The 18,802-nt window shown below is 46.9% G+C and carries 22 protein-coding genes and 1 pseudogene; 13 read left to right on the top strand and 10 right to left on the bottom strand.

From position 1 onward, the window contains the following. Nucleotides 1-28 precede the first annotated feature (28 nt). Nucleotides 29-520, bottom strand: a complete 492-nt coding sequence (locus tag BLV33_RS16925; protein WP_090794220.1) for a hypothetical protein — start codon at nt 518-520, stop codon at nt 29-31. 141 nt (nt 521-661) lie between these two features. On the opposite strand from BLV33_RS16925, the gene BLV33_RS16920 reads away from it, so the two are divergent. The 3 genes from BLV33_RS16920 (at nt 662) to BLV33_RS16910 (ending at nt 3,508) form a co-directional block, all read left to right on the top strand. Further along, the gene (locus tag BLV33_RS16920) at nt 662-2,074 is read left to right on the top strand and encodes a M23 family metallopeptidase (protein WP_253187090.1); all 1,413 of its coding nucleotides are present in this window, start codon (nt 662-664) and stop codon (nt 2,072-2,074) included. Nucleotides 2,075-2,131: 57 nt separating this feature from the next. Continuing rightward, entirely contained in the window at nt 2,132-2,878 is a 747-nt protein-coding gene (locus BLV33_RS16915) for an MBL fold metallo-hydrolase (RefSeq protein ID WP_090794217.1), read from the top strand. A gap of 72 nt (nt 2,879-2,950) precedes the next feature. Further along, complete coding sequence (locus BLV33_RS16910; protein ID WP_090794214.1) at nt 2,951-3,508, top strand: NADPH-dependent FMN reductase; 558 nt, start codon at nt 2,951-2,953, stop codon at nt 3,506-3,508. 281 nt (nt 3,509-3,789) lie between these two features. Here BLV33_RS16910 and BLV33_RS16905 read toward each other — a convergent pair whose 3' ends face one another. From BLV33_RS16905 to BLV33_RS30145, 5 genes and pseudogenes are all read right to left on the bottom strand, one after another. Beyond that, nucleotides 3,790-4,572, bottom strand: coding sequence for an ABC transporter permease (locus tag BLV33_RS16905; protein WP_171909182.1), 783 nt, complete (start codon nt 4,570-4,572; stop codon nt 3,790-3,792). A gap of 6 nt (nt 4,573-4,578) precedes the next feature. Then, nucleotides 4,579-5,385: an ABC transporter permease gene (locus BLV33_RS16900; protein WP_366414821.1), complete on the bottom strand. Its 807-nt coding sequence runs from the start codon at nt 5,383-5,385 to the stop codon at nt 4,579-4,581. Next, nucleotides 5,382-6,359 (bottom strand): ABC transporter ATP-binding protein, encoded by a 978-nt coding sequence (locus BLV33_RS16895; RefSeq protein WP_090794212.1) that lies wholly within the window; start codon nt 6,357-6,359, stop codon nt 5,382-5,384. The genes BLV33_RS16900 and BLV33_RS16895 overlap by 4 nt, the downstream gene beginning before the upstream one ends. A 260-nt stretch (nt 6,360-6,619) precedes the next feature. Beyond that, nucleotides 6,620-7,141, bottom strand: a complete 522-nt coding sequence (locus tag BLV33_RS16890; RefSeq protein ID WP_290439080.1) for an SRPBCC domain-containing protein — start codon at nt 7,139-7,141, stop codon at nt 6,620-6,622. After that, nucleotides 7,130-7,573: pseudogene (locus tag BLV33_RS30145) on the bottom strand (SRPBCC family protein); the annotation flags it as partial. The gene BLV33_RS16890 and the pseudogene BLV33_RS30145, both read right to left, overlap by 12 nt. Before the next feature lie 197 nt (nt 7,574-7,770). Between BLV33_RS30145 and BLV33_RS16885 the strand changes: the two are divergent. Further along, complete coding sequence (locus BLV33_RS16885) at nt 7,771-8,328, top strand: hypothetical protein (protein WP_090794210.1); 558 nt, start codon at nt 7,771-7,773, stop codon at nt 8,326-8,328. Between the two features lie 39 nt (nt 8,329-8,367). After that, the gene (locus BLV33_RS16880; RefSeq protein WP_090794208.1) at nt 8,368-8,868 is read left to right on the top strand and encodes a cysteine hydrolase family protein; all 501 of its coding nucleotides are present in this window, start codon (nt 8,368-8,370) and stop codon (nt 8,866-8,868) included. A gap of 4 nt (nt 8,869-8,872) precedes the next feature. Here BLV33_RS16880 and BLV33_RS16875 read toward each other — a convergent pair whose 3' ends face one another. Both BLV33_RS16875 and BLV33_RS16870 read right to left on the bottom strand, forming a co-directional pair. Beyond that, the gene (locus tag BLV33_RS16875) at nt 8,873-9,082 is read right to left on the bottom strand and encodes a hypothetical protein (protein ID WP_090794206.1); all 210 of its coding nucleotides are present in this window, start codon (nt 9,080-9,082) and stop codon (nt 8,873-8,875) included. Nucleotides 9,083-9,167: 85 nt separating this feature from the next. Beyond that, nucleotides 9,168-9,878 (bottom strand): class I SAM-dependent methyltransferase, encoded by a 711-nt coding sequence (locus BLV33_RS16870; RefSeq protein ID WP_090794204.1) that lies wholly within the window; start codon nt 9,876-9,878, stop codon nt 9,168-9,170. A gap of 137 nt (nt 9,879-10,015) precedes the next feature. Between BLV33_RS16870 and BLV33_RS16865 the strand changes: the two genes are divergently transcribed. Next, nucleotides 10,016-10,423 (top strand): DUF2188 domain-containing protein, encoded by a 408-nt coding sequence (locus BLV33_RS16865; RefSeq protein ID WP_090794201.1) that lies wholly within the window; start codon nt 10,016-10,018, stop codon nt 10,421-10,423. Nucleotides 10,424-10,556: 133 nt separating this feature from the next. Here BLV33_RS16865 and BLV33_RS16860 read toward each other — a convergent pair whose 3' ends face one another. Beyond that, nucleotides 10,557-11,189, bottom strand: coding sequence for a 50S ribosomal protein L25 (locus BLV33_RS16860; RefSeq protein WP_171909181.1), 633 nt, complete (start codon nt 11,187-11,189; stop codon nt 10,557-10,559). A gap of 165 nt (nt 11,190-11,354) precedes the next feature. Here BLV33_RS16860 and BLV33_RS16855 point away from each other — a divergent pair, with 165 nt between their 5' ends. The 5 genes from BLV33_RS16855 to BLV33_RS16835 all read left to right on the top strand — a co-directional run bounded on the left by BLV33_RS16855 (nt 11,355) and on the right by BLV33_RS16835 (nt 16,168). Further along, nucleotides 11,355-11,702, top strand: coding sequence for a TM2 domain-containing protein (locus BLV33_RS16855; RefSeq protein ID WP_090794197.1), 348 nt, complete (start codon nt 11,355-11,357; stop codon nt 11,700-11,702). Between the two features lie 26 nt (nt 11,703-11,728). After that, complete coding sequence (locus tag BLV33_RS16850) at nt 11,729-12,106, top strand: NINE protein (RefSeq protein ID WP_253187089.1); 378 nt, start codon at nt 11,729-11,731, stop codon at nt 12,104-12,106. A 126-nt stretch (nt 12,107-12,232) separates the two neighbouring features. Then, nucleotides 12,233-13,678: a cardiolipin synthase gene (cls, locus tag BLV33_RS16845; RefSeq protein WP_090794195.1), complete on the top strand. Its 1,446-nt coding sequence runs from the start codon at nt 12,233-12,235 to the stop codon at nt 13,676-13,678. Nucleotides 13,679-13,767: 89 nt separating this feature from the next. Continuing rightward, nucleotides 13,768-14,409 (top strand): HlyD family secretion protein, encoded by a 642-nt coding sequence (locus tag BLV33_RS16840; RefSeq protein ID WP_090794193.1) that lies wholly within the window; start codon nt 13,768-13,770, stop codon nt 14,407-14,409. 238 nt (nt 14,410-14,647) lie between these two features. Beyond that, a complete protein-coding gene (locus BLV33_RS16835; RefSeq protein ID WP_253187248.1) occupies nt 14,648-16,168 on the top strand; it encodes a DHA2 family efflux MFS transporter permease subunit in 1,521 nt (506 codons plus the stop codon). Nucleotides 16,169-16,299: 131 nt separating this feature from the next. Here the strand turns inward: BLV33_RS16835 and BLV33_RS16830 are convergent, their stop codons facing one another. Then, nucleotides 16,300-16,893, bottom strand: a complete 594-nt coding sequence (locus BLV33_RS16830; protein WP_090794189.1) for a TetR/AcrR family transcriptional regulator — start codon at nt 16,891-16,893, stop codon at nt 16,300-16,302. Between the two features lie 161 nt (nt 16,894-17,054). Here BLV33_RS16830 and BLV33_RS16825 point away from each other — a divergent pair, with 161 nt between their 5' ends. After that, the gene (locus BLV33_RS16825) at nt 17,055-17,942 is read left to right on the top strand and encodes an ABC transporter ATP-binding protein (protein WP_090794187.1); all 888 of its coding nucleotides are present in this window, start codon (nt 17,055-17,057) and stop codon (nt 17,940-17,942) included. Further along, nucleotides 17,939-18,745, top strand: a complete 807-nt coding sequence (locus tag BLV33_RS16820; protein WP_090794185.1) for an ABC transporter permease subunit — start codon at nt 17,939-17,941, stop codon at nt 18,743-18,745. Before BLV33_RS16825 ends, BLV33_RS16820 begins: the two co-directional genes overlap by 4 nt. Nucleotides 18,746-18,802: the final 57 nt, after the last annotated feature.

The following is an 18,802-nucleotide window of genomic DNA, read 5'->3' as shown; positions in this document are numbered from 1 at the left end:
ATCTCTCCTCGTTATTTGGTTATATTCATTAGGCGTCCGATCCAAGCTGCATAAACAAGGTTTGGACTTTTTGTAAACGCAGATACTCGTTTTTTTCCATTTGCGGTCGGAAGTAGGCAAAGAGGTACACAGCGTCCAAGAATGCTAGGCCGGGATAACACACAACGTCCTGGATCGTGGCCGGATTGTCCATGACGATTTGCCATTCTCCGTCTCTTTCCTCCGGTGGAACGGATTGCAAAATCTTCGCTTTATGCGTAATAATCTGCTCAAGCTCATTCCACACTTTGTCCCATGACGGGCTGAATAGAACGGGGGTCGGAAACAGCCGCTTTGCTTTATCGAGCAAACTCCTGACTTCATGCTCCTCCGGATCGGTGAAGCTTTTGATTCTGGCCGTAAATCCATTGAGTAAACGATAAAAGCTGGAATGCCCTTCTGTATTAACAATCATTTGCAGCTGGATGAGCTGCTCCTCTGTAACGGCTTGCTCCAGCATCTCGAAAGGTATGCTCTTCAATCGAATAACCTCTCTTTCATAGCGTTATTTAGCATTTCGACAAAGAAGTTATTTCTCCTTTTTCAAAAGTTAGCGTACTATAGAAGGAGGACGAGCAACCGCTGCAGAGCGGAAATTTCATAATTACGGGAGGCCGCCTGTATGGCTTCAGAACGAAATCCTCGCAAGATTAGAGTCGGTAAGCGTGTGCCGATGTGGCGCTCGGGCAGGTATTGGGCATTCCTGCTGGGACTTTTTGCGCTCGCTGGTTTGGCCGTTATTTTCATTATGGGAAGGCCTGTTTTGGCGCCTGAGCATGGAGCCTTGCAAGGTCATACAGCAGCGACAAGTATATCCCCGGCTCCAACTGCTTCACCCGTGGCAAAGAAAAAGGTAATCCTCGATTTTCATATGCAAAATCTTTCCCAAGGCTGGATTCGATACGCGGACAGCGCCAAGATCACCAAAGACGGGGGAGTGAGCTGGACAGAAGCAACCGTTGATCAGCTTGCACCGGACTCTGCCGGGGATGAAACACTGCAAGCGCTGCTCGGTACTTTGCCTAAGCCGCTTACTGTAAACTTTAAGTCTAAGACCCTCGATGTAATGAAGTCACAATTTCTTACGGATCGAGTGGGGTGGGTGCTTGCAGCAGAAGGTTTGGATCCCACGTTGCTCGTTACCGTGGACGGTGGAGGAACCTGGACCGACCAAGTGACCCCGGACGTCACATCGGTGATGAACGCAGAGCAAAAACGCATACAGACTCTTCTTCAAGAGGCTGCCTATTACACGGCCAAAGAAGCGGCAAAAGCAGCGATCCAGTCCGATTGGACCCTCTTCCCCAAATCGGCATCGCCGGGAGATGTTGTACTTGTGCGGCATAAGGAAGCGGGGGAAATAAGCTGGCAAGGGAAGAAGTATCCCCTGCAGTCTTTTGGTACGGGGTATTTTGCTTACCTGCCGTTGTCGATTGATTTGAAACCGGGTCCCTATCCCGTCGGCGATCAGATTCTGACCGTCAAAGCCAAAAAGTTCGATACCCAATATCTTGAGGTCACCAAGCAAATGGAGAGCATGAGGCAGGACACAGCCCGCATCCAGGCCGACCAAAAGAAAATCGATATGGCTCGCAGCCGGTCTGCGCCGGAGTTTTTATTCTCGTCGGATTTTATCCAGCCTGTTGAGGGGATTTTGACAACGCCCTACGGCTATACTCGTTATGTGAACGGCAAGTATGACAGCTCCCATCGGGCCATCGACTTGGCGGCGAAAGAGGGAACTCCGATCAAGGCCACCAACGATGGTATTGTCGCCTTGGCCGATTCGCTGTATCTTACCGGAAATTCCATTTATCTCGATCATGGCATGGGGTTGTTCTCGCAGTATGCCCATATGTCCGAACTGCGCGTGAAGACAGGGGATAAAGTAAAAAAGGGCGATATTATCGGGCTTGTCGGGACTACGGGATTTTCCACGGGACCGCATCTGCATTTTACCTTTTGGGCGAATAACGTTCCTGTCAATCCGAACATGTTTTTTGACTCCACGCCATTTAAATGGCTTCAACCCTGATAAAACTTGAGGATGAAGGAATTGTATAACGAATAGAAGAGACGGAGGTACTGGAATATGAAGCTTACCATACTGGGACATTGGGGTGCTTATCCAGAAGCGGGTGAAGCTACCGCCGGTTATTTATTGGAGGATGAAGGCGAGAAGGTGCTGCTGGACTGCGGAAGCGGAGTGTTGGCGCAATTGCAAAAGCATATGAAGCCAACGGAGCTGTCGCATGCGATCATCACACACGCCCACCATGATCACGTTGCCGATCTTGGCTGTCTGCAATATGCTTGCTTGATCGATACGGATTTGAAGCTTCGCGCTGAGCCGCTGCCCATTTATTTCGCTCATGATCCTCAAGGCGAAGATGGTGTAACAGCCATCTATAAGTCGATGATGGGATCGGTGATCATTCCGTTCACGGACAAGGATAATTTCCAGCTGGGTAATATGCGGTTTTCTTTCATGAAAACCTTTCATGGGGCTTACTGCGTAGCGGTTAAAATTCAATTCAAGGACAAAACCATCGTGTATACAGCGGATACGTTTTTCGATGAGTCCTTGATCGATTTTTGCAGGGATGCGGATCTGCTGCTGGCGGAAACCTCCTTTTATGCAGAGTTCGAGAATGCCCGGGATTATGGGCACATGAATAGCGCTGAAGTCGGACAGCTCGCCGCTAAAGCAAATGTGAACAAGCTGATTCTCATTCATCTGCCTCATTTCGGCGAGATCAGCCAGCTCGCAGAAGAGGTGCAGGTGATTTACAAAGGCGATGTCCAGTTAGCGCGATGCGGATTGGTGGTAAATCTTTAAAAGTTGGAATATAACTACCAATTAAGGGTAATAACTATTATTCGTAATTTGAATAATCAGGAGGAGTAAATCATGAACAGAATTGCTGTCATTATTGGAAGTACGCGTCCGGGTCGCAACGGTGAGGCTGTTGCCCGCTGGGTGTACGAAATTGCAAGCAAGCGAAATGACGCCGAGTATGAACTTGTAGATATCGCCCAGTTCAACCTGCCACTGCTTGACGAGCCTGTTCCTCCGACAATGGGTCAATACACGAAAGAGCATACAAAGGCATGGGCGGCAAAGATTGCAACTTTTGACGGATTCGTTTTTGTCACACCTGAATATAACCACGCAACATCCGGTGCCCTTAAGAATGCTATCGATTTTCTGTACAACGAATGGACTAATAAAGCAGCGGGATTTGTAGGCTACGGCAGTGTTGGAGGTTCACGCGCAATCGAGAATCTGCGGCTAATCCTGTCAGAGCTTCAGATTGCTCACGTTCGTAATTCAGTGATGTTATCGCTCTTTACCGATTTTGAGAACTACAGCGTATTCAAACCGGGTGCTCATCAAGAGCCATTGGTCAACGGTATGCTTGACCAGGTAGTCGCATGGAGCGGTGCTTTGAAGCCATTGCGAAAATAAGCTATTAAAAGTTGAGCCGGTTCAGAATGATTCTGAACCGGCTTGTTTTGTAGCATCCTTGAATTTGATAAGACGTACTTTACGTCTTACTTAGGGGATTTTAATGATTTCTTTCGAGAAAAGATGTGTTTTACGTCTTACAGAACCATTCTAGAGGTGCATGAAAGAAAACCAACCATATAAGCAGTGTTTTACGTCTAAATGAAGTTAGAAATTTTAAATCAAGTAATTAAGATGTACTATACGTCTTAATATTGAAACGAAGCAACTCTCTGCTTCTCTTATGAACCCGTAGATCGATAATGCCTTACCCCGAAATGCCATACAAGCAGGCAAGGAAAGAGGAAAAGGATCCCCGCGAGAGGCGAAAGCATGTAGAGCATGTCATGGCCGCTGGCTCGATCGAGCAAATACAAAAGAGGCAAGTAATTGGCACAGCCGAAAGGGATGACGAAGGTGAAGAATCGGGTCACCCATTTCTGATAAATATTCAGTGGGTATTGGGACATCTCTCTCCCGCCGTCTGTGAAAACATTCGCTACCTCCAAGCCTTGAATCGTCCAGAAGCTCAGAGTTGCCGCCAGCATAAAGATCCCCGTGAAGATGAAGATCCCGCTGATGATCATTAGCACTAAAGTAAACATTTTCAGCAATGTCCACTCGATTGGTAGGTTGAGGATCGCCCAGATTAGCATCAGCAAGCTTTGCGCTATTCTCCCGATTCTAGTGAATTCACACTTAGAGCCTAATACTTGGACGACCGTGCTCCGAGGCCTCACAAGAAGCCTGTCAAAATCCCCTCCAGCGACCAAAGATGAGAATGCATCGAAGCCTCGCCCCAAGCACTCGCTAATTGAGAAGGCCATATGAATAACCCCGAATGCAAGTGAGACCTCGAAAAAACTCCACCCTTTCAGCTGACCGAACCGCTGGAACATGAAGTACATCCCGGCAAATACCGAAAATGGGATGAAAAACTGTCCAATCGACAATAACCAGAAAGAGGTGCGATATTGCATCTGGGATTTGATCAGGATCAGCAAATATTTGAAATACAGAATCATTTCTTCTCACCCTCCCTGTACGACGACTCTTCGCAATCCCTTGCTTAGCAGAAATTTGCCTACGATCACCACAAAGATGAGCCATCCAATCTGTGTACACATTCCGAAAAGCGCTTCATTCGGCGGAATATTGCCCGAATACAGGCGGAATGGGAAATCCAGGGTTAAGTGAAAAGGCAGTGCATAAGAGATGGATTGCATCCAAGTTGGCATCAATGGGATTGGGATAATCATGCCCGCGAAAAATTCTCCACATACCCCAAAGATCAGCATGGAGCCCATTGGCGACAGAGTCCAGAATACCGATATGTAGATTAACATGGAGATCGCCACCAGCAGAAGTAAGCCTATCATAACAGCGGCTAAAAATAGTAGAAAGGTTGGAAGGTTTGGCGGCAATCCCAGCTTATAGGGCTCAGGCAAGAAAAAAACAATGATCAGAATGGGAAAACAGCGCAGCAGAGCACTTGCTATGCGTGAAGCGATAAGCTTGGAGTACCAGAATGGATAAATGCCAGTGGGACGACATAATTCATAAGCGATATTGCCTGTGGTAATCAATTGAAAAAACTCATTGTCGCGAAACCATAAGGCAACAAATGCAAGCAAGGCTTGTCTGAGCCATGTGTACGTGGCAAGCTCTTGAAGCGTCATGGGAGCCTGACCTGAAGTCTGGTTGTAGAAGGCCTCGAAGATCATGATGAAGATAAACCCGAAGAAAAATTGAGTCGCGATTCCTGCCAAGGCGGCCGACCGATACTGCATGCCATTCAGCAGGCGAAGCTTCAATACGGACCAATAGGGCGTTATCATATGCGGTACTCCTTGTAGAGTTGGACGATGATCTCTTCAATCGGCTGCGCCTCTACGGCAACATCAAGGAGCTCCAACCGAGAGGAAAGCTGAGAGATGATATCCGAGATCATGACCTGCTCCGTATCGACACTTAGCACAGCTCTTTCCGCTGACCAAGACAGGACTTGGGTACCTGGAAGCAGGAGCGGGTCGGTTGTTTCGCGATAATCGATTGCGATGGTTTTGCGGGTGTGGAAGCGGCTGCGTATGGCATTCAAGCTGCCGTCGTACAACAAGCTTCCGTTACCGATCAGAAGAATGCGACCAGCAAGAGCTTCAATATCGTTCATATCGTGTGTGGTGAGAATGATGGTGACGCCTTTTTCCTTGTTGATGGTTTTGATGAATTGTCTTACGGCGATCTTGGAGATGGCATCGAGCCCAATGGTAGGTTCATCCAGAAATAGGATCTGGGGGCTGTGGAGCAGGGAAGCCGCGATTTCACATCGCATCCTTTGGCCCAAGCTTAGCTGTCGAACAGGGGTGTGAATGAGGTTTTGTAAATCCAATGTTTCTACAATTAAGTCTAAATTGGCTTTGTACTCTGCGTGCGGAACCTTGTAAATATCCCGCAGCAGTTCGAATGAGTCCATCACGGGGACATCCCACCATAGCTGCGTTCGTTGTCCGAACACTACACCGATGTGCTTCACATATGGAACTCGTTCCTTCCATGGGGTGTATCCCATAATGCGGCATGTTCCGCTGTCAGGGACCAGAATACCACTCATTATCTTGATGGTGGTCGATTTCCCTGCGCCATTCGGCCCGATATATCCTACGATTTCGCCTGGTTGGATATTGAATGAGATATCGGTTAATGCATGGACTTCCGTATGCTCGCGAACGAATAATGCTTTTGTCGCCTGCACCAGTCCGGTCGTACGCTTAGCAACCTTAAACGATTTGTTCAATCCTTGAACGGATATCACTGGCCTTCTGCCTCCTGTCTATTGATTGATGGAGCCATATCATTATGCATGAGGAGAGGCTTTTGATCAAGGAGTAATTTGCAGTATGAAAATCAAAAACGCTCAATATTGGAGGGGTTTTAATCGGAAAAAGCGAGCGATACACGATAAGTTAACGTCCAAAAGGGAAACCCCTGCCGAAACTGATCAAATAGAAATTTGAGCAATTGAAAAAGCCGGGAACTAGGCGGATTTGTCCGCGTTGCCCGGCTTTTGCACTACTACATTTTCGCCAAGTATTCATCCAACTGACCGAAGGAATTGCCGAAGCCTTCCTGCATGGAGGGATGCATGGAATAAAAAAATTGAATCTCTTCATCTGTGGCTTGAATGGGACCGCCTCGCATGGTCATGATCGTATGACCGTCCTGCTCGGTGAAGGTTACGATATTTAGAATTTCCATAGGAAACAGTTCGCTGAATTCAGGTCGAACAGTATTTCCTTTCGCATCGGAGAAAGAATTCACGAAGACGAGCTTGCTCGGTCCTGCAACTTCTCGAAAAACGAACTTCCCCCACATCTGGTTACCTTCCGCGTTCACCATACTGTAATGAAAGATGCCTCCCGGTTGCAGATCGAACTTGAAGACGTTGATGTCAAAACCCTGTGGTCCCCACCAATGCTTCAGGTGCTCTGGATCCGTCCAAGTCTTGAACACCAGATCGCGTGGCGCTTTGAAGGTCCGAATAAACTCCAGACTGGTCGTCTTAAATGAATCCAGCTCGTCAGCCAGGCGGCCCAAAGTCGACTTGGCTCCTTCTATGGCTCCGTACTTCTTGACGTTCTCTTCCAACTCCTCGGCCGTTGGAAATACCGCCCGCATGGTTAGTTCAGTTGCATCACCCTTATCCTCCATGGTCACCGTTACCTGAAAAGACTCTTCATTATCGAGGTCTCCATGGGAATAAACTAACCTCTCGGGACTAACGATTTCGATGTACCGAATCCGGTTGAAATAATCGGTACCATCCGGTCCGTGCATCACGAAGCTCTATTCTCCCCCAGGTGTGATGTCCATGGTTTGGGTCGTGATCGTAAAACCTTCCGGTCCCCACCAGTGTGACAAGTGTCGAGGGTCCGTCCATGTTTGGAACACGATCTCCCTCGGTGATTGGAAGACGCGGGTCACTGTCAATTCCCGACCATTTGCAGTTGCAACTGCGTTGTTCAACATTTTGCTCTCAGCCATCATTCATCCTCCAAGTTTGTGTTTTTGTCTTGCAACTTGTTCTATAACGATAATATACCATATTTGGAATATTCTTGTAAAGGAATATAAATAGTGGCCAGATTTCGAAATGGATGAAACTTTTTCCTCTTCCTTACGTTCAAATATTAAAATATGAAATAAATGAAGGTGAGAATTTCTGTATGAACAACTTGAAAAAAATTATTTTTTGGTGTGGTGTGACCCTGATATTTGTAGTTATTTCTGGGTGTAGTGGTAATACTGAGGCAAAAACACCAACAAGTTCATCTTCAATTATGCCAGTGAGCACTGCAACCAGAGAATCAACTACAGCCCCTATAAGTACAGCAGCAGTACTATCGACTCAACAACCGACGAAAGCTACCGAAAGCATGGTATATGAAAACACTAAATACAATTTCATTCTCAAAATCCCGAAAAGTTGGAATGGGAAATACGATGTTGAAGAGAATGGAGATAATCTCAGATTTGTTTACAAAGCAAATAACGGGACACTTTTTTCTATAACAATATGGTCTAAAGAGAAATGGAGTACAGACGGGGCAGAACTTGTGAAAAATATTCATATATCAAAGATAGGAGAAAAGGGAGACAAGATTTATACATTAAGTACCCCAACTGACGTACAGGTCGCCCCAAGCGATAAGAAGATGGCGGCTGACTATAATTCTATGTGGGAGGACATTGAAGGCATAAAAGCCACTTTCGAGCTTAAGTAGTTTTTTCGATGGATTAAAAAGCATGGAGGAGGACAAGGCATGAAAATGGGATTGTTGGTTGTTGATATGCAAAAAATTTTCTTACATGATCCAAAGGAGAAACTGGATGTAAGGGAAGCTTGTGAGCACATCAATTATGTATCAGGGTTATTGCGTGGGAAAGATCAAATGGTCATTCATATTCAAGACATGGAGGGATCGAATGAGGATACGGATCCAGAAGCAAGAGAATTTATTTCGGAAATTACAGTTGGCCCAAAGGACATCCGGATTACGAAAGAATACTCCAATGCGTTTTGGAAAACTAATTTGGAACAAGTGCTTCGTGAGCATGAAATTGGATTTGTTGTCGTTGCCGGCTTTGCTGCAGAATATTGTGTCACTTTTACTGCTAATGGTGCAATGGAACGAGGCTTTCAAGCAGCTATTCTACAAAGAGGAATTGTCAGCACAAAGCCGGATGCCATTAACTCGATTTACCGGGATCGTCATATAATATCTTGGCCGGCGATCCAATTCATGATGAACACCATTGTTTAAGGAACTAGCTGAAATTAAAAGCATTCACTCCAAGCGCAGCGGCAGTAGTCAGAATCGCACTCCAAAAGATGATTCCGATCGTCATCCATACAATGAGCTTACGCGGATCCGCACCGAACGATATCCCGATAGCTGCTCCCAATGGTGATCCGGTAATGAGTGGTGATACAATGCCAAGTCCGGGGATGCCGTATTTATTCCAGATACGGGTCATGCGACTGGCTCTCCCGCCAGCCTTGGGTTGAAATCGCCGTACAAACCAATTCCGTAGTGATGTACCAAAGAAGATAACATGTTTCTCATGGCTTGCGATAAGCGACGATCAAGCTGTCCGCCTTTAATATAACAGGGACATCGTCACGGCTGATCTCGAGCTCCATCGGCTCCTCGGTCAATTTAAGTTCTTCCCAGCCCGCATAATTGGCGCGAAACAGCTCCAGCGCCCGCTCTTTGGGGATGACGACCTCAAACAGCGTCTCCCGTCTACGGCCAGTTTGTTTATCCATTTCCTCGATGTTGGTATTCATCATGATAAAATTAATGCCCCCGCTTTTGGTTCCATCAGCGAGAGCATATAAAACCCGTTTCAACACTTCAGGTGTTTTCACATGCTCCAAACAAGAAGCAGCGACGATATAGTCGAAGGCATTCCGGGGTATTTGATATTCGCCAATGTCCGCTTGCTGCGTCTGGATCACATCATCGACGAGGAATTCCTCACTGTAATCCTGCACCTTTTCCAAAGCTTTATCGAGAAGATCGACACAAAGGACCTTTCCTCCAGCGGGCTTAACCCATTGTGCCAATGGAATGCTGTTGCGTCCTGCGCCGCAGCCCAGATCCAATACGGCTAATGGCCGGTTCTGGCCCAAGCGTCCTGCCAGCTCCATAACCATCGGGATCGGCTTGTCCAGCCAGGAGCCTTTTTCATACAATCTGTAATGCTCAAAGCAATCTTCGTGATATTCTTTTTCTTCCTGGCGTATGTGTTCAATTCGTTCTGTATCCATATTCCATCACCCCATCTGCTCGTTTCATATTTCCCCATTTTATTACCACTTACTACAAGGTTATAAACCTTTTGGTTGAAAATGACGCCTAATGGTTAAATAAAACTATAAGCATCTACAGAATGGAGAGGATTCGAATGCCATGGACAAAGGGTGATTACCCTGATTCATTAAAAAACTTTGAGCCGCGCACGCGCAACAAGGCGGTTGAAATAGCGAATGCACTGCTGGAGGACGGGTATGAAGAAGGTCGAGCAATAGCGATTGCGACCTCCCAGGCTAAAGAATGGGCAGAAGACCATCCTGACAGCAGCCGTAAAGCTAAACAAAAGAGAAAACGGGAAGAAGACAATAATAATCTTCACGTGCTTCCTTTTGATGGGAAGTGGGCCGTTAAAGCCGAAGGTGCGGATGAGCCGGAGCTCGTGGTGGACACCAAAGCAAAAGCGGTGAAAGAGGCTCTGAAGTTAGCCTCTGAGGACAACCTGAGCGCCATCATTCATCGGGAAGACGGAACTATACAGACTTCACATAACTATAAATAAAAGGAAAGGCAGCCTGACTGGTCATAACCCAGTCAGGCTGCCTTTCCTTTTTGATTAGTTATACAGCAGCGGTTTAATCTGATCGGAGTCGACGTTGGTTTTTAGCCAGGCTCTCCTGCATATTTTAGGTATTTTATTGAACTTTTTCCTTGCTTTTCGCTTCATCCGTTTCCTCGGCTTCAGCTTCATCTCCAGCGTCTTCGGCTGCAGGCTCGAGAGCCTCATCCAGCTTCTGAACAGCTAATATGGTCACCAGAACAGCTTCAGGATCGGTCAAGATCTCCACATCCTTGCTTACCTCCAGGTCAGAAACTAGCAGCTTATCACCAATATTCAGCTTGCTGATGTCTATATCCAGAGAGCTCGGCAGCTTATTCGGCATACAGCGAACCATGACCTCATGCATCTCAATCTGAAGGATTCCGCCTTCCTTGGTGCCAACGCTCTCCCCGCTGTAATGAACTGCTACAGGGGTATCGAGCTTCTCCTTCATATTAATTTGCAGAAAATCAATATGCAGCAGCTTTCCGCTCAAGCTGTCTTTTTGAACCTGATGAATCAGCACGGGATGCTTTTTTTTGGAAGGCAGGACGACTTCCAGAATCGCATGCGGATTGCTTTTAAGTGCTGCACGGATTAGTTTCTCCTCAACAGCTACATGCTCGTTGTCCATTCTGCCGCTGTATACGACAGCTGGAACTTGCCCTTGTGCTCTCAGTTGCTTTACTTTACCGGTACGGTTTAACAGCTGAATCGAGTTGCTCATTCGTACACCTCCTAAGGTATTGCAAAAGCGGCTAAAGCCCTGCACATATATACCCCATTCGGACAAGGTTGAAACATATTTCCACAAATTTTTCATTGTAAGCCATAATTTCGTCTGCTATAATTTTGTCGAACGTATCTTACATTTTCTAACAGGAGGATAACCATGGACAACATGTTGAGAAAAAGTCAAATGGAAACAAAAGATCTGCTTTTATTGGATTCAGAAGTCAAAAGCCAAGGTAAAAACATGGTCGTTGCTTATGTGCTGTGGTATTTCCTGGGACTGATCGGAGGCCATCGTTTTTACATGGGCAAAACTGGCTCGGCTATTGCGCAAATAATTCTAACGATTACGCTTATTGGCTCCATTGCCACGTTTATTTGGTGGATTGTAGACGCTTTTAAACTGCATCAATGGGTGAAAGAGCATAACTCCGCCGTAGAGAACCGCATCATGGATCAAATCACACTGAACAAAATCAACCAACCGGCAGCTTCGGTTCAATACTAATGCAACTGACTAAGCATGACCTTTCCGTGAATGAACTGATGGTCCTGAATTCCGAGCTAAGAAATTCGGAGAAATCGCTTGGAATTGCTTATTTGATGCTGATCGGCGGTCATTTGGGCATTCACCGTTTTTATCTCAAGCGGAAGAAAACCGCTTTTGGGCAATTAGCCTTGTTTTTATTTGCCGGTTTATTTTATATTTTGGCAGCGGTAAGCGGTGTGTTTCAAAATAACACATTTGTCATTTTATGTTTTCTGCTTACTGCTCTCGCAGCCATAGCTCTAGCCATTTGGATTATAGTTGACTTGTTTCTACTGCCAGGCATGGTGAATGCATGGAATACTCAGGTTGAGCAGCAGCTTATCTCACGTATCGCGCAATTTCGCAATCAACAACAATCCTAAGCACCAATCAAAGAAGCAGGGGACTCCGACACGGACCTTCCTGCTTTTTGTTTTCTTCCTGTCATTTGGTGTTATACAATAGGATAGGATATAGAAGATAGCAGGATAAAGGAGTTGTCGGGCAACGTGCAATATTACCATAACTTGTATACCGGGCTGACAATTCTTAATTTATTTTTTGCAGGCACGGTGATCTTTCTCGAAAGAAGGAATATCGCGGCAACCTGGGCGTGGCTTATGGTGCTGTTCTTTTTGCCCAGTGTCGGATTTATCTTGTACCTTATATTTGGACAAAATTTAAGCCGCATGAAGCTGTATCGGTTCAGAGGGGACAAGCTGAGCACGACCAAAGGGATCATTTTTAAGCAGTTCCAGGAGCTGGAGCAGGGGGTTATCTCCTATAAAGACCCTGCCATTGCGGGTTATCACGATATGATTCAGCTGAATTTGATAACCAGCTATGCTCTTTTTACGCAGGATAACGAGGTTGAGATTTTTACGGAAGGCCGAACCAAATTCGAGGCCTTGTTTGAAGCGATTGGAGAAGCTGAGGATCATATCCATCTGCTTTATTTTATCGTCCGTGATGATGAGCTGGGGCGCAGGTTGATGCAGGTTTTAACGGAAAAAGCCAGACAGGGCGTCAAAGTCAGATTTCTCTATGATGCCATCGGTTCATCGAGGCTGAACAAGCGTTTCTTTGAGGCTTTCAGACAGGCTGGCGGGGAGACGGCGGCTTTTTTTCCATCGCGAGTTCGCTATATCAATCTGAGAGTCAACTACCGGAACCATCGCAAATTGGCCGTGATTGACGGGAAGTACGGATTTATCGGCGGCTTCAATATTGGCAATGAATACTTGGGTCTGATGGAGCGGTTCGGGGAATGGAGAGACACCCATCTCATGCTGAAGGGAGGGGCCGTCCCGCAGATTCAGGCACAATTCCTGATGGATTGGAATATAGCGACTTCCAAGGATATCGGTATAGAGCCGCGGTACTTTCCTCCAATAGTCGGCAATGGTAATGTGGGGATCCAAATTGTGGCCAGCGGGCCGGATTCCGATGAGCAGCAGATCAAGAACTCGCTTATCAAAATGATTCATGCAGCCAAAGAAAGTATCTATATGCAAACGCCTTATTTTATCCCGGATGAAAGCATGTTTACGGCCATCAAGCTGGCGGCTTTGTCAGGGGTCGACGTGAAGATCATGATTCCAAGTGTACCGGATCACAAGCTGGTGTATTGGGCGTCATATTCCTATATCGGAGAGCTGCTCTCGAGCGGGGTAAAGTGCTATTTATACGAAAAAGGCTTTCTGCACGCCAAAATGATAGTGGTCGACGGGAAGCTCGCGTCTGTAGGAACAGCGAATATTGATATACGAAGCTTCAAACTGAATTTTGAAGTCAATGCATTTATGTATGACTCGGCTACGGCTGTCAAGCTTATGCGCATTTTTGAAAAAGATGCCGAAAACGCCACTCAGTTAACCTGGGATCGCTTCCAGCATCGGTCTTTGCTGATGAAACTGAGGGAGTCAGTAGCAAGGCTGCTTTCGCCGATTCTTTAATTGGGAACAAATACATATTGAGAGCACACTTGGGGACATTATCCTTATCTATAGTGGATACGATACTGGGAAAAAGGTGTGTATGAGTCATGAAAAGCGGGACACGACTGGTTCTTCTAAATGTGGTGCTGCTCATCATTCTCGTTGGCGGGGCCATAGTGGGCTATTACTATTACAATCGATCCGTCACTTATTTATCGACCAACAATGCGCGCGTTGACGGGCAGCAAATCATGATCAGTTCCATGGTCCCGGGTCGTTTGTCGGCTTGGACTGCAGATGCAGGCAAGAAGTTTGCCATGAGCGACGTACTGGGGAGAGTGGTATCAGCGACCGGCGGCGTGGATATTACGATGCCTCAACCGGCAACCATTGTGCAGCAAAACGCAGTGGTTAATATGAATGTTGCGCCTGGCGTCCCGCTAGCCTATGCCTATGATCTCGATCGGCTGTGGGTATCGGCCAACATTCAGGAAACGGATTTCAATGCAGTCAAAATAGGGCAAGCCGTCGATGTTTATGTCGATGCTTTTAGCGGAACTGCCCTTAGCGGCAAGGTGGACCGCATCGGACTGGCTGCAGCCAGTATATTCTCATTGATGCCGTCATCCAATGCAACAGGAAATTACACCAAAGTGACCCAAGTGATCCCTATTGTTGTGTCCTTGGACGGTTATCGCGGATTGAGCCTGGTGCCTGGTATGAGCGCGACCATTCGGATTCATAGGTAAGGGGCAGCGACAGATGAACCGTTACATCTTGGGTTACACCGTCGGAAGTTTGCTCCTAGTGTTTCTGGCTAATTGGCTTATGATACGAAGCGGACAAAGAAAGGCTGCAGCCGCTGCTGATGGTAGTTATTCCCCTCTGCCCAAGCCATCGGATTCGCTTATGGAAATGGCCGATGAGCTTGCGGAGGGCAGTGGGACCCTCACGCGTGCTAAAGCTGCAAAGCCGGGAGACATCAAAATGGGCCAGCTCATGACCGTGATCATGCTGGGTGCCTTTATCGCTATCCTCAACCAAACGTTGATCAATGTAGCAATCCCGCATATCATGATCGATTTCAACGTTTCAGCGAATGTAGTACAGTGGCTGGTTACCGGTTACATGCTGGTTAACGGTGTCATGATTCCGATCACAGCTTTCCTGATTGAGCGATTCGGTTCAAGGCGGATGTTTATCATCGCCATGGTGCTGTTCACCATTGGCGCGGTGATTTGCGCATTGGCACCCAGCTTTTCGGTTATGATGATCGGCAGAGTCGTCCAGGCCACCGGAGCAGGCATCATTATGCCGCTGATGATGACGATCATTCTGACCGTCTTCCCGACAGAGAAGAGAGGTATGGCTATGGCCATGATGGGCATCGTGCTCATTTTTGCCCCAGCCATTGGACCGACGCTTTCAGGCTGGATTGTGCAAACCTATACCTGGCGAATATTGTTCTATCTCGTTCTGCCTATAAGCATTATCGATATTGTGCTGGCGTTTTTGCTGCTCCAGAATGTGACCAAGCTTTCCAAGGTCTCTTTTGATTTCTGGGGCTTTTTATTCTCGACGATTGGTTTTGGAGGATTGCTTTACGCCTTTAGCGAAGCGGGCTCATGGGGATGGTCAAGCGGGGGTGTGCTCGTAACCTTGGCAATTGGCGTAATCTCTTTAATCCTCTTTGTATGGAGAGAATTGACGGTGAAGGAACCGATGCTCAATTTGAGGGTGTTTGGCTACGATATATTCACCCTGACCACCATCGTCGGCTCCATCATTAATATGGCTTTGTTTGCAGCGATGATTTTGCTGCCGATTTACCTGCAGAACATTCGCGGCTTCACGCCGCTCCAATCCGGGCTTCTGCTGCTTCCCGGCGCAGTGCTCATGGGCATCATGCAGCCGATTGCGGGAAGGATCTTCGACCGAATTGGTGCGCGTCTGCTTGCCGTCATCGGCCTCGTGATTACGACCATCACAACCTGGGAATTCAGCAGGTTAACCGGAGATACATCCTATGCCCATGTCATGCTGCTCTACTGCATGCGCATGTTCGGGATGTCATTTCTTATGATGCCGGTCATGACGGAAGGGATGAATCAGCTGCCGAGGCGGCTTACGGCACACGGTACGGCTACATCCAATACAATGCGGCAGGTAGCCGGTTCACTCGGAACCGCTTTGCTGGTTTCGGTCATGTCGAATCGCGCCAATTTCCACATGGGAAATATTTCGAATGCGGTCACGACATCGAATCCGTTTATCCTAAGCGAAGTTTCACAATTGGGAAATGGGATTGCGGCGATGTCAGGAGGATCCCCCGAGACGGGTACACAAATCGTCATCGGCCAGTTATACGGCTCCGCGATGACGGAATCCACTATCAATGGGATCAATGATGCTTTTGTCGTGGCAACGCTCATTACCTTCGTGGCGTTGGTGCTGGCCTTTTTTATCCGCCGTGCCCGGCATCCGGAGGAGGATGAACCGCTGGGATGACACATTGACGGATTTGCTATGGTTTTCACCTGCCGAAAAGCGGAAAAGATTGTTCTCGGAAGGCAGCAAAATAAAACAATCCACCGAACAACTAATGCTCGGTGGATTGTTTTATTTGTGGTGTGGGCGGATTAAGGTTTTCCGCATACGCCGTAAAAGAATATATGAACCATTCCTTCGAGGAATTTTTCCGTATCCGCACTTTGTTTGGCCATTTCCAGCAGCGCTTCATACTGATTCATATACAGCTGAATAAAAGCCAGGACGTGCTCAATGGAAACTTCTTGCGCAATCTCGCCGCTGGCTTTCCCTTCCTCAATGATCCGAATGGTCAGAGGGATCGTTGTCTCCTTGTATTGCTTTTCGATATAAGCTGTCAGCTCATAATCTTCGATCAAAAGTTGTTTGATAAGACCGGGAGGGAAGTCCTTATAGGATTCTTTCTCCAGAAAGAGGATATGCTCGATCTTTTCCTTTAACGAATGGCCTTCGTTCATATATTGTTCGAAATCGCGGACGGCCTTGTCCATGTAGTTCTTGAACACTTCGCGGAGCAGTGCCTCCTTGCTTCCGAAGTAATTATAGATCGTGACCTGCGAAACATTAGCCATCCTGGAAATATCAGCAATCCGAATCCTCTTGGGATCCGATGTCCGCAGCATGTCCAGTGTGGTTTTCATGATTTTCTTTTTGATCAAATCGGCTCTTTTCTCAAAACCATTCATCCCATTCACCCTAACTTCATAGATTTTATTATATAATTTATAAAATAATAAAGACAGCATATTTCATAAATATATTGACGAAACTGCCAGTCGGGTATATTATCACATATGAAATATGGAATCAACAATATTTCATATTTTAAATTCTTGGAGGTGCCTGTATGTTAACCGTTCAGCATTTGACGAAAAGATTTTCAAACGGGAAAGGAATATTCGATGTATCGTTTTCTGTGGAGAAAGGCGAGGTTTTCGGCTTTTTGGGACCCAACGGAGCAGGCAAATCTACGACGATCAGGCATATCATGGGCTTCATGAAGCCGGACAAAGGATATGTGACGATTAACGGGCTGGATACCTGGAAGGAGCAAGGGAAAGTTCAATCCTACGTCGGGTACCTGCCTGGAGAAATATCTTTTATCGAAGGAATGACGGGTAAGACGTTTCTGGATTTCATGGCTGACATGCAGGGTGTGAAGGACCTGCCCAAGCGCACCCGCTTAATCGACCGTCTGCAATTCGACGTCCATACGCCCATCCGAAAAATGTCCAAAGGTATGAAGCAAAAGGTAGGGATTGTAGCCGCTTTTATGCATGACCCCGATGTGATCATATTGGATGAACCGACATCAGGCCTTGATCCGCTCATGCAGAAGGTATTTATCGAGATCGTGCTGGAAGAGAAGACCCGAGGGAAAACGTTCCTGATGTCCTCGCACAACTTTCCGGAAATCGAGAGAACCTGCGACCGGGCTGCAATCATCAAGGATGGCGTCATCATTACCGTCAAGGATATCCACGAACTGCAGTCCATGCAGCGGAAGCTGTTCGAGGTGACCTTCGAAAACCAAGCCGAGGCGAAATCATTCCAGGATTCCGGTTTGCTTATTGAATCGCATGAAGGGGATCGGGTGAGGGTTGCCGTCCAGGGCAATTACGATAAATTTGTGGAAGAAACGGCCAAGTACAGGGTGCGCAATATCGATATTTTTACCCAAAACCTGGAGGATATATTCATGAATTACTATGATCGGAAGGAGACGATGAAATGAATGCCACCTTGTATAAGCAGATGTTGAAAGTGTACATGAAGGGTTTCGTAAACTATGCATTCGGGTCTGCGTTTTATATCCTTCTCATGTTTTGGTTGTATCCCAGCATGGCCAAAAACACGATAGCACTCGATGAGCTGGTCCGGGCCATGCCGGAAGGAGTGGGGAGAGCCTTCGGCCTTAACGGCTTTGGCAGTGCCGAGGCATTCATATCGGGGGAATTTTACGGATTGATTCTGGTGCTTATCCTTGCTATCGTATGCGTCCAGTTATCAACTCAGCTGATGGCCAAATTGGTGGATCAAGGTTCCATGGCCTATTTATTATCCACCCCGACAACGAGGGGAAAAGTCGCTTTCACGCAAGCAAGCGTTTTGACGACAGGACTTTTCTTGATCATGGCCGTCACGACAATCGCCGGATTTCTCGGTAAGGCATGGTTTCTGGGCGATTTTGAGTTTGATACAACCAAATTCATTAAGATGAATATCTCGGCGTTCTTGCTCTTCTTTGCGGTGGGCGGCATCTCTTTCCTGGTGTCCTCTCTTTCCAATGATGAGAAGAAGGCGCTTGGCATTTCCGGATTCATTACGTTCGGGTTCTTCAGTTTGGATTTGCTTGGCAAACTCAGCGTAAAGATCGAATGGATGAGAAATATCTCCATATTCTCTATGTATAGGCCAGGCGAAATTATTAACGGTAATGTGGATTTGGTTGCAACCTCCATCGTTCTCGCTGCCATCGGATTCGTTTCGTTCGGACTTGCCATAGCTACGTTTCGCAAACGCGACCTGCCATTATAATATCCGTGCATTACGTGCAGAAGCACAGAACTCCAGGTCCACAAGGGGTTGGAGTTT

It is taken from the genome of Paenibacillus sp. GP183 (assembly GCF_900104695.1).
Taxonomy (GTDB): Bacteria; Bacillota; Bacilli; order Paenibacillales; family NBRC-103111; genus Paenibacillus_AI.
This window is presented reverse-complemented; position numbering and strand designations above follow the sequence as displayed.

What these genes read in the sequence shown, in the direction of transcription:
- BLV33_RS16825 (WP_090794187.1), top strand. Translation starts at nt 17,055, where the DNA reads ATGTTAACCGTTCAGCATTTGACGAAAAGATTTTCAAACGGGAAAGGA.
- BLV33_RS16920 (WP_253187090.1), top strand. Translation starts at nt 662, where the DNA reads ATGGCTTCAGAACGAAATCCTCGCAAGATTAGAGTCGGTAAGCGTGTG.
- BLV33_RS16820 (WP_090794185.1), top strand. Translation starts at nt 17,939, where the DNA reads ATGAATGCCACCTTGTATAAGCAGATGTTGAAAGTGTACATGAAGGGT.
- BLV33_RS16870 (WP_090794204.1), bottom strand. Translation starts at nt 9,878, where the DNA reads ATGGATACAGAACGAATTGAACACATACGCCAGGAAGAAAAAGAATAT.
- BLV33_RS16855 (WP_090794197.1), top strand. Translation starts at nt 11,355, where the DNA reads ATGGACAACATGTTGAGAAAAAGTCAAATGGAAACAAAAGATCTGCTT.
- BLV33_RS16865 (WP_090794201.1), top strand. Translation starts at nt 10,016, where the DNA reads ATGCCATGGACAAAGGGTGATTACCCTGATTCATTAAAAAACTTTGAG.
- BLV33_RS16875 (WP_090794206.1), bottom strand. Translation starts at nt 9,082, where the DNA reads ATGACCCGTATCTGGAATAAATACGGCATCCCCGGACTTGGCATTGTA.
- BLV33_RS16885 (WP_090794210.1), top strand. Translation starts at nt 7,771, where the DNA reads ATGAACAACTTGAAAAAAATTATTTTTTGGTGTGGTGTGACCCTGATA.
- BLV33_RS16910 (WP_090794214.1), top strand. Translation starts at nt 2,951, where the DNA reads ATGAACAGAATTGCTGTCATTATTGGAAGTACGCGTCCGGGTCGCAAC.
- BLV33_RS16915 (WP_090794217.1), top strand. Translation starts at nt 2,132, where the DNA reads ATGAAGCTTACCATACTGGGACATTGGGGTGCTTATCCAGAAGCGGGT.
- BLV33_RS16835 (WP_253187248.1), top strand. Translation starts at nt 14,648, where the DNA reads ATGGGCCAGCTCATGACCGTGATCATGCTGGGTGCCTTTATCGCTATC.
- BLV33_RS16900 (WP_366414821.1), bottom strand. Translation starts at nt 5,385, where the DNA reads ATGATAACGCCCTATTGGTCCGTATTGAAGCTTCGCCTGCTGAATGGC.
- BLV33_RS16840 (WP_090794193.1), top strand. Translation starts at nt 13,768, where the DNA reads ATGAAAAGCGGGACACGACTGGTTCTTCTAAATGTGGTGCTGCTCATC.
- BLV33_RS16830 (WP_090794189.1), bottom strand. Translation starts at nt 16,893, where the DNA reads ATGAATGGTTTTGAGAAAAGAGCCGATTTGATCAAAAAGAAAATCATG.
- BLV33_RS16905 (WP_171909182.1), bottom strand. Translation starts at nt 4,572, where the DNA reads ATGATTCTGTATTTCAAATATTTGCTGATCCTGATCAAATCCCAGATG.
- BLV33_RS16880 (WP_090794208.1), top strand. Translation starts at nt 8,368, where the DNA reads ATGAAAATGGGATTGTTGGTTGTTGATATGCAAAAAATTTTCTTACAT.
- BLV33_RS16860 (WP_171909181.1), bottom strand. Translation starts at nt 11,189, where the DNA reads ATGAGCAACTCGATTCAGCTGTTAAACCGTACCGGTAAAGTAAAGCAA.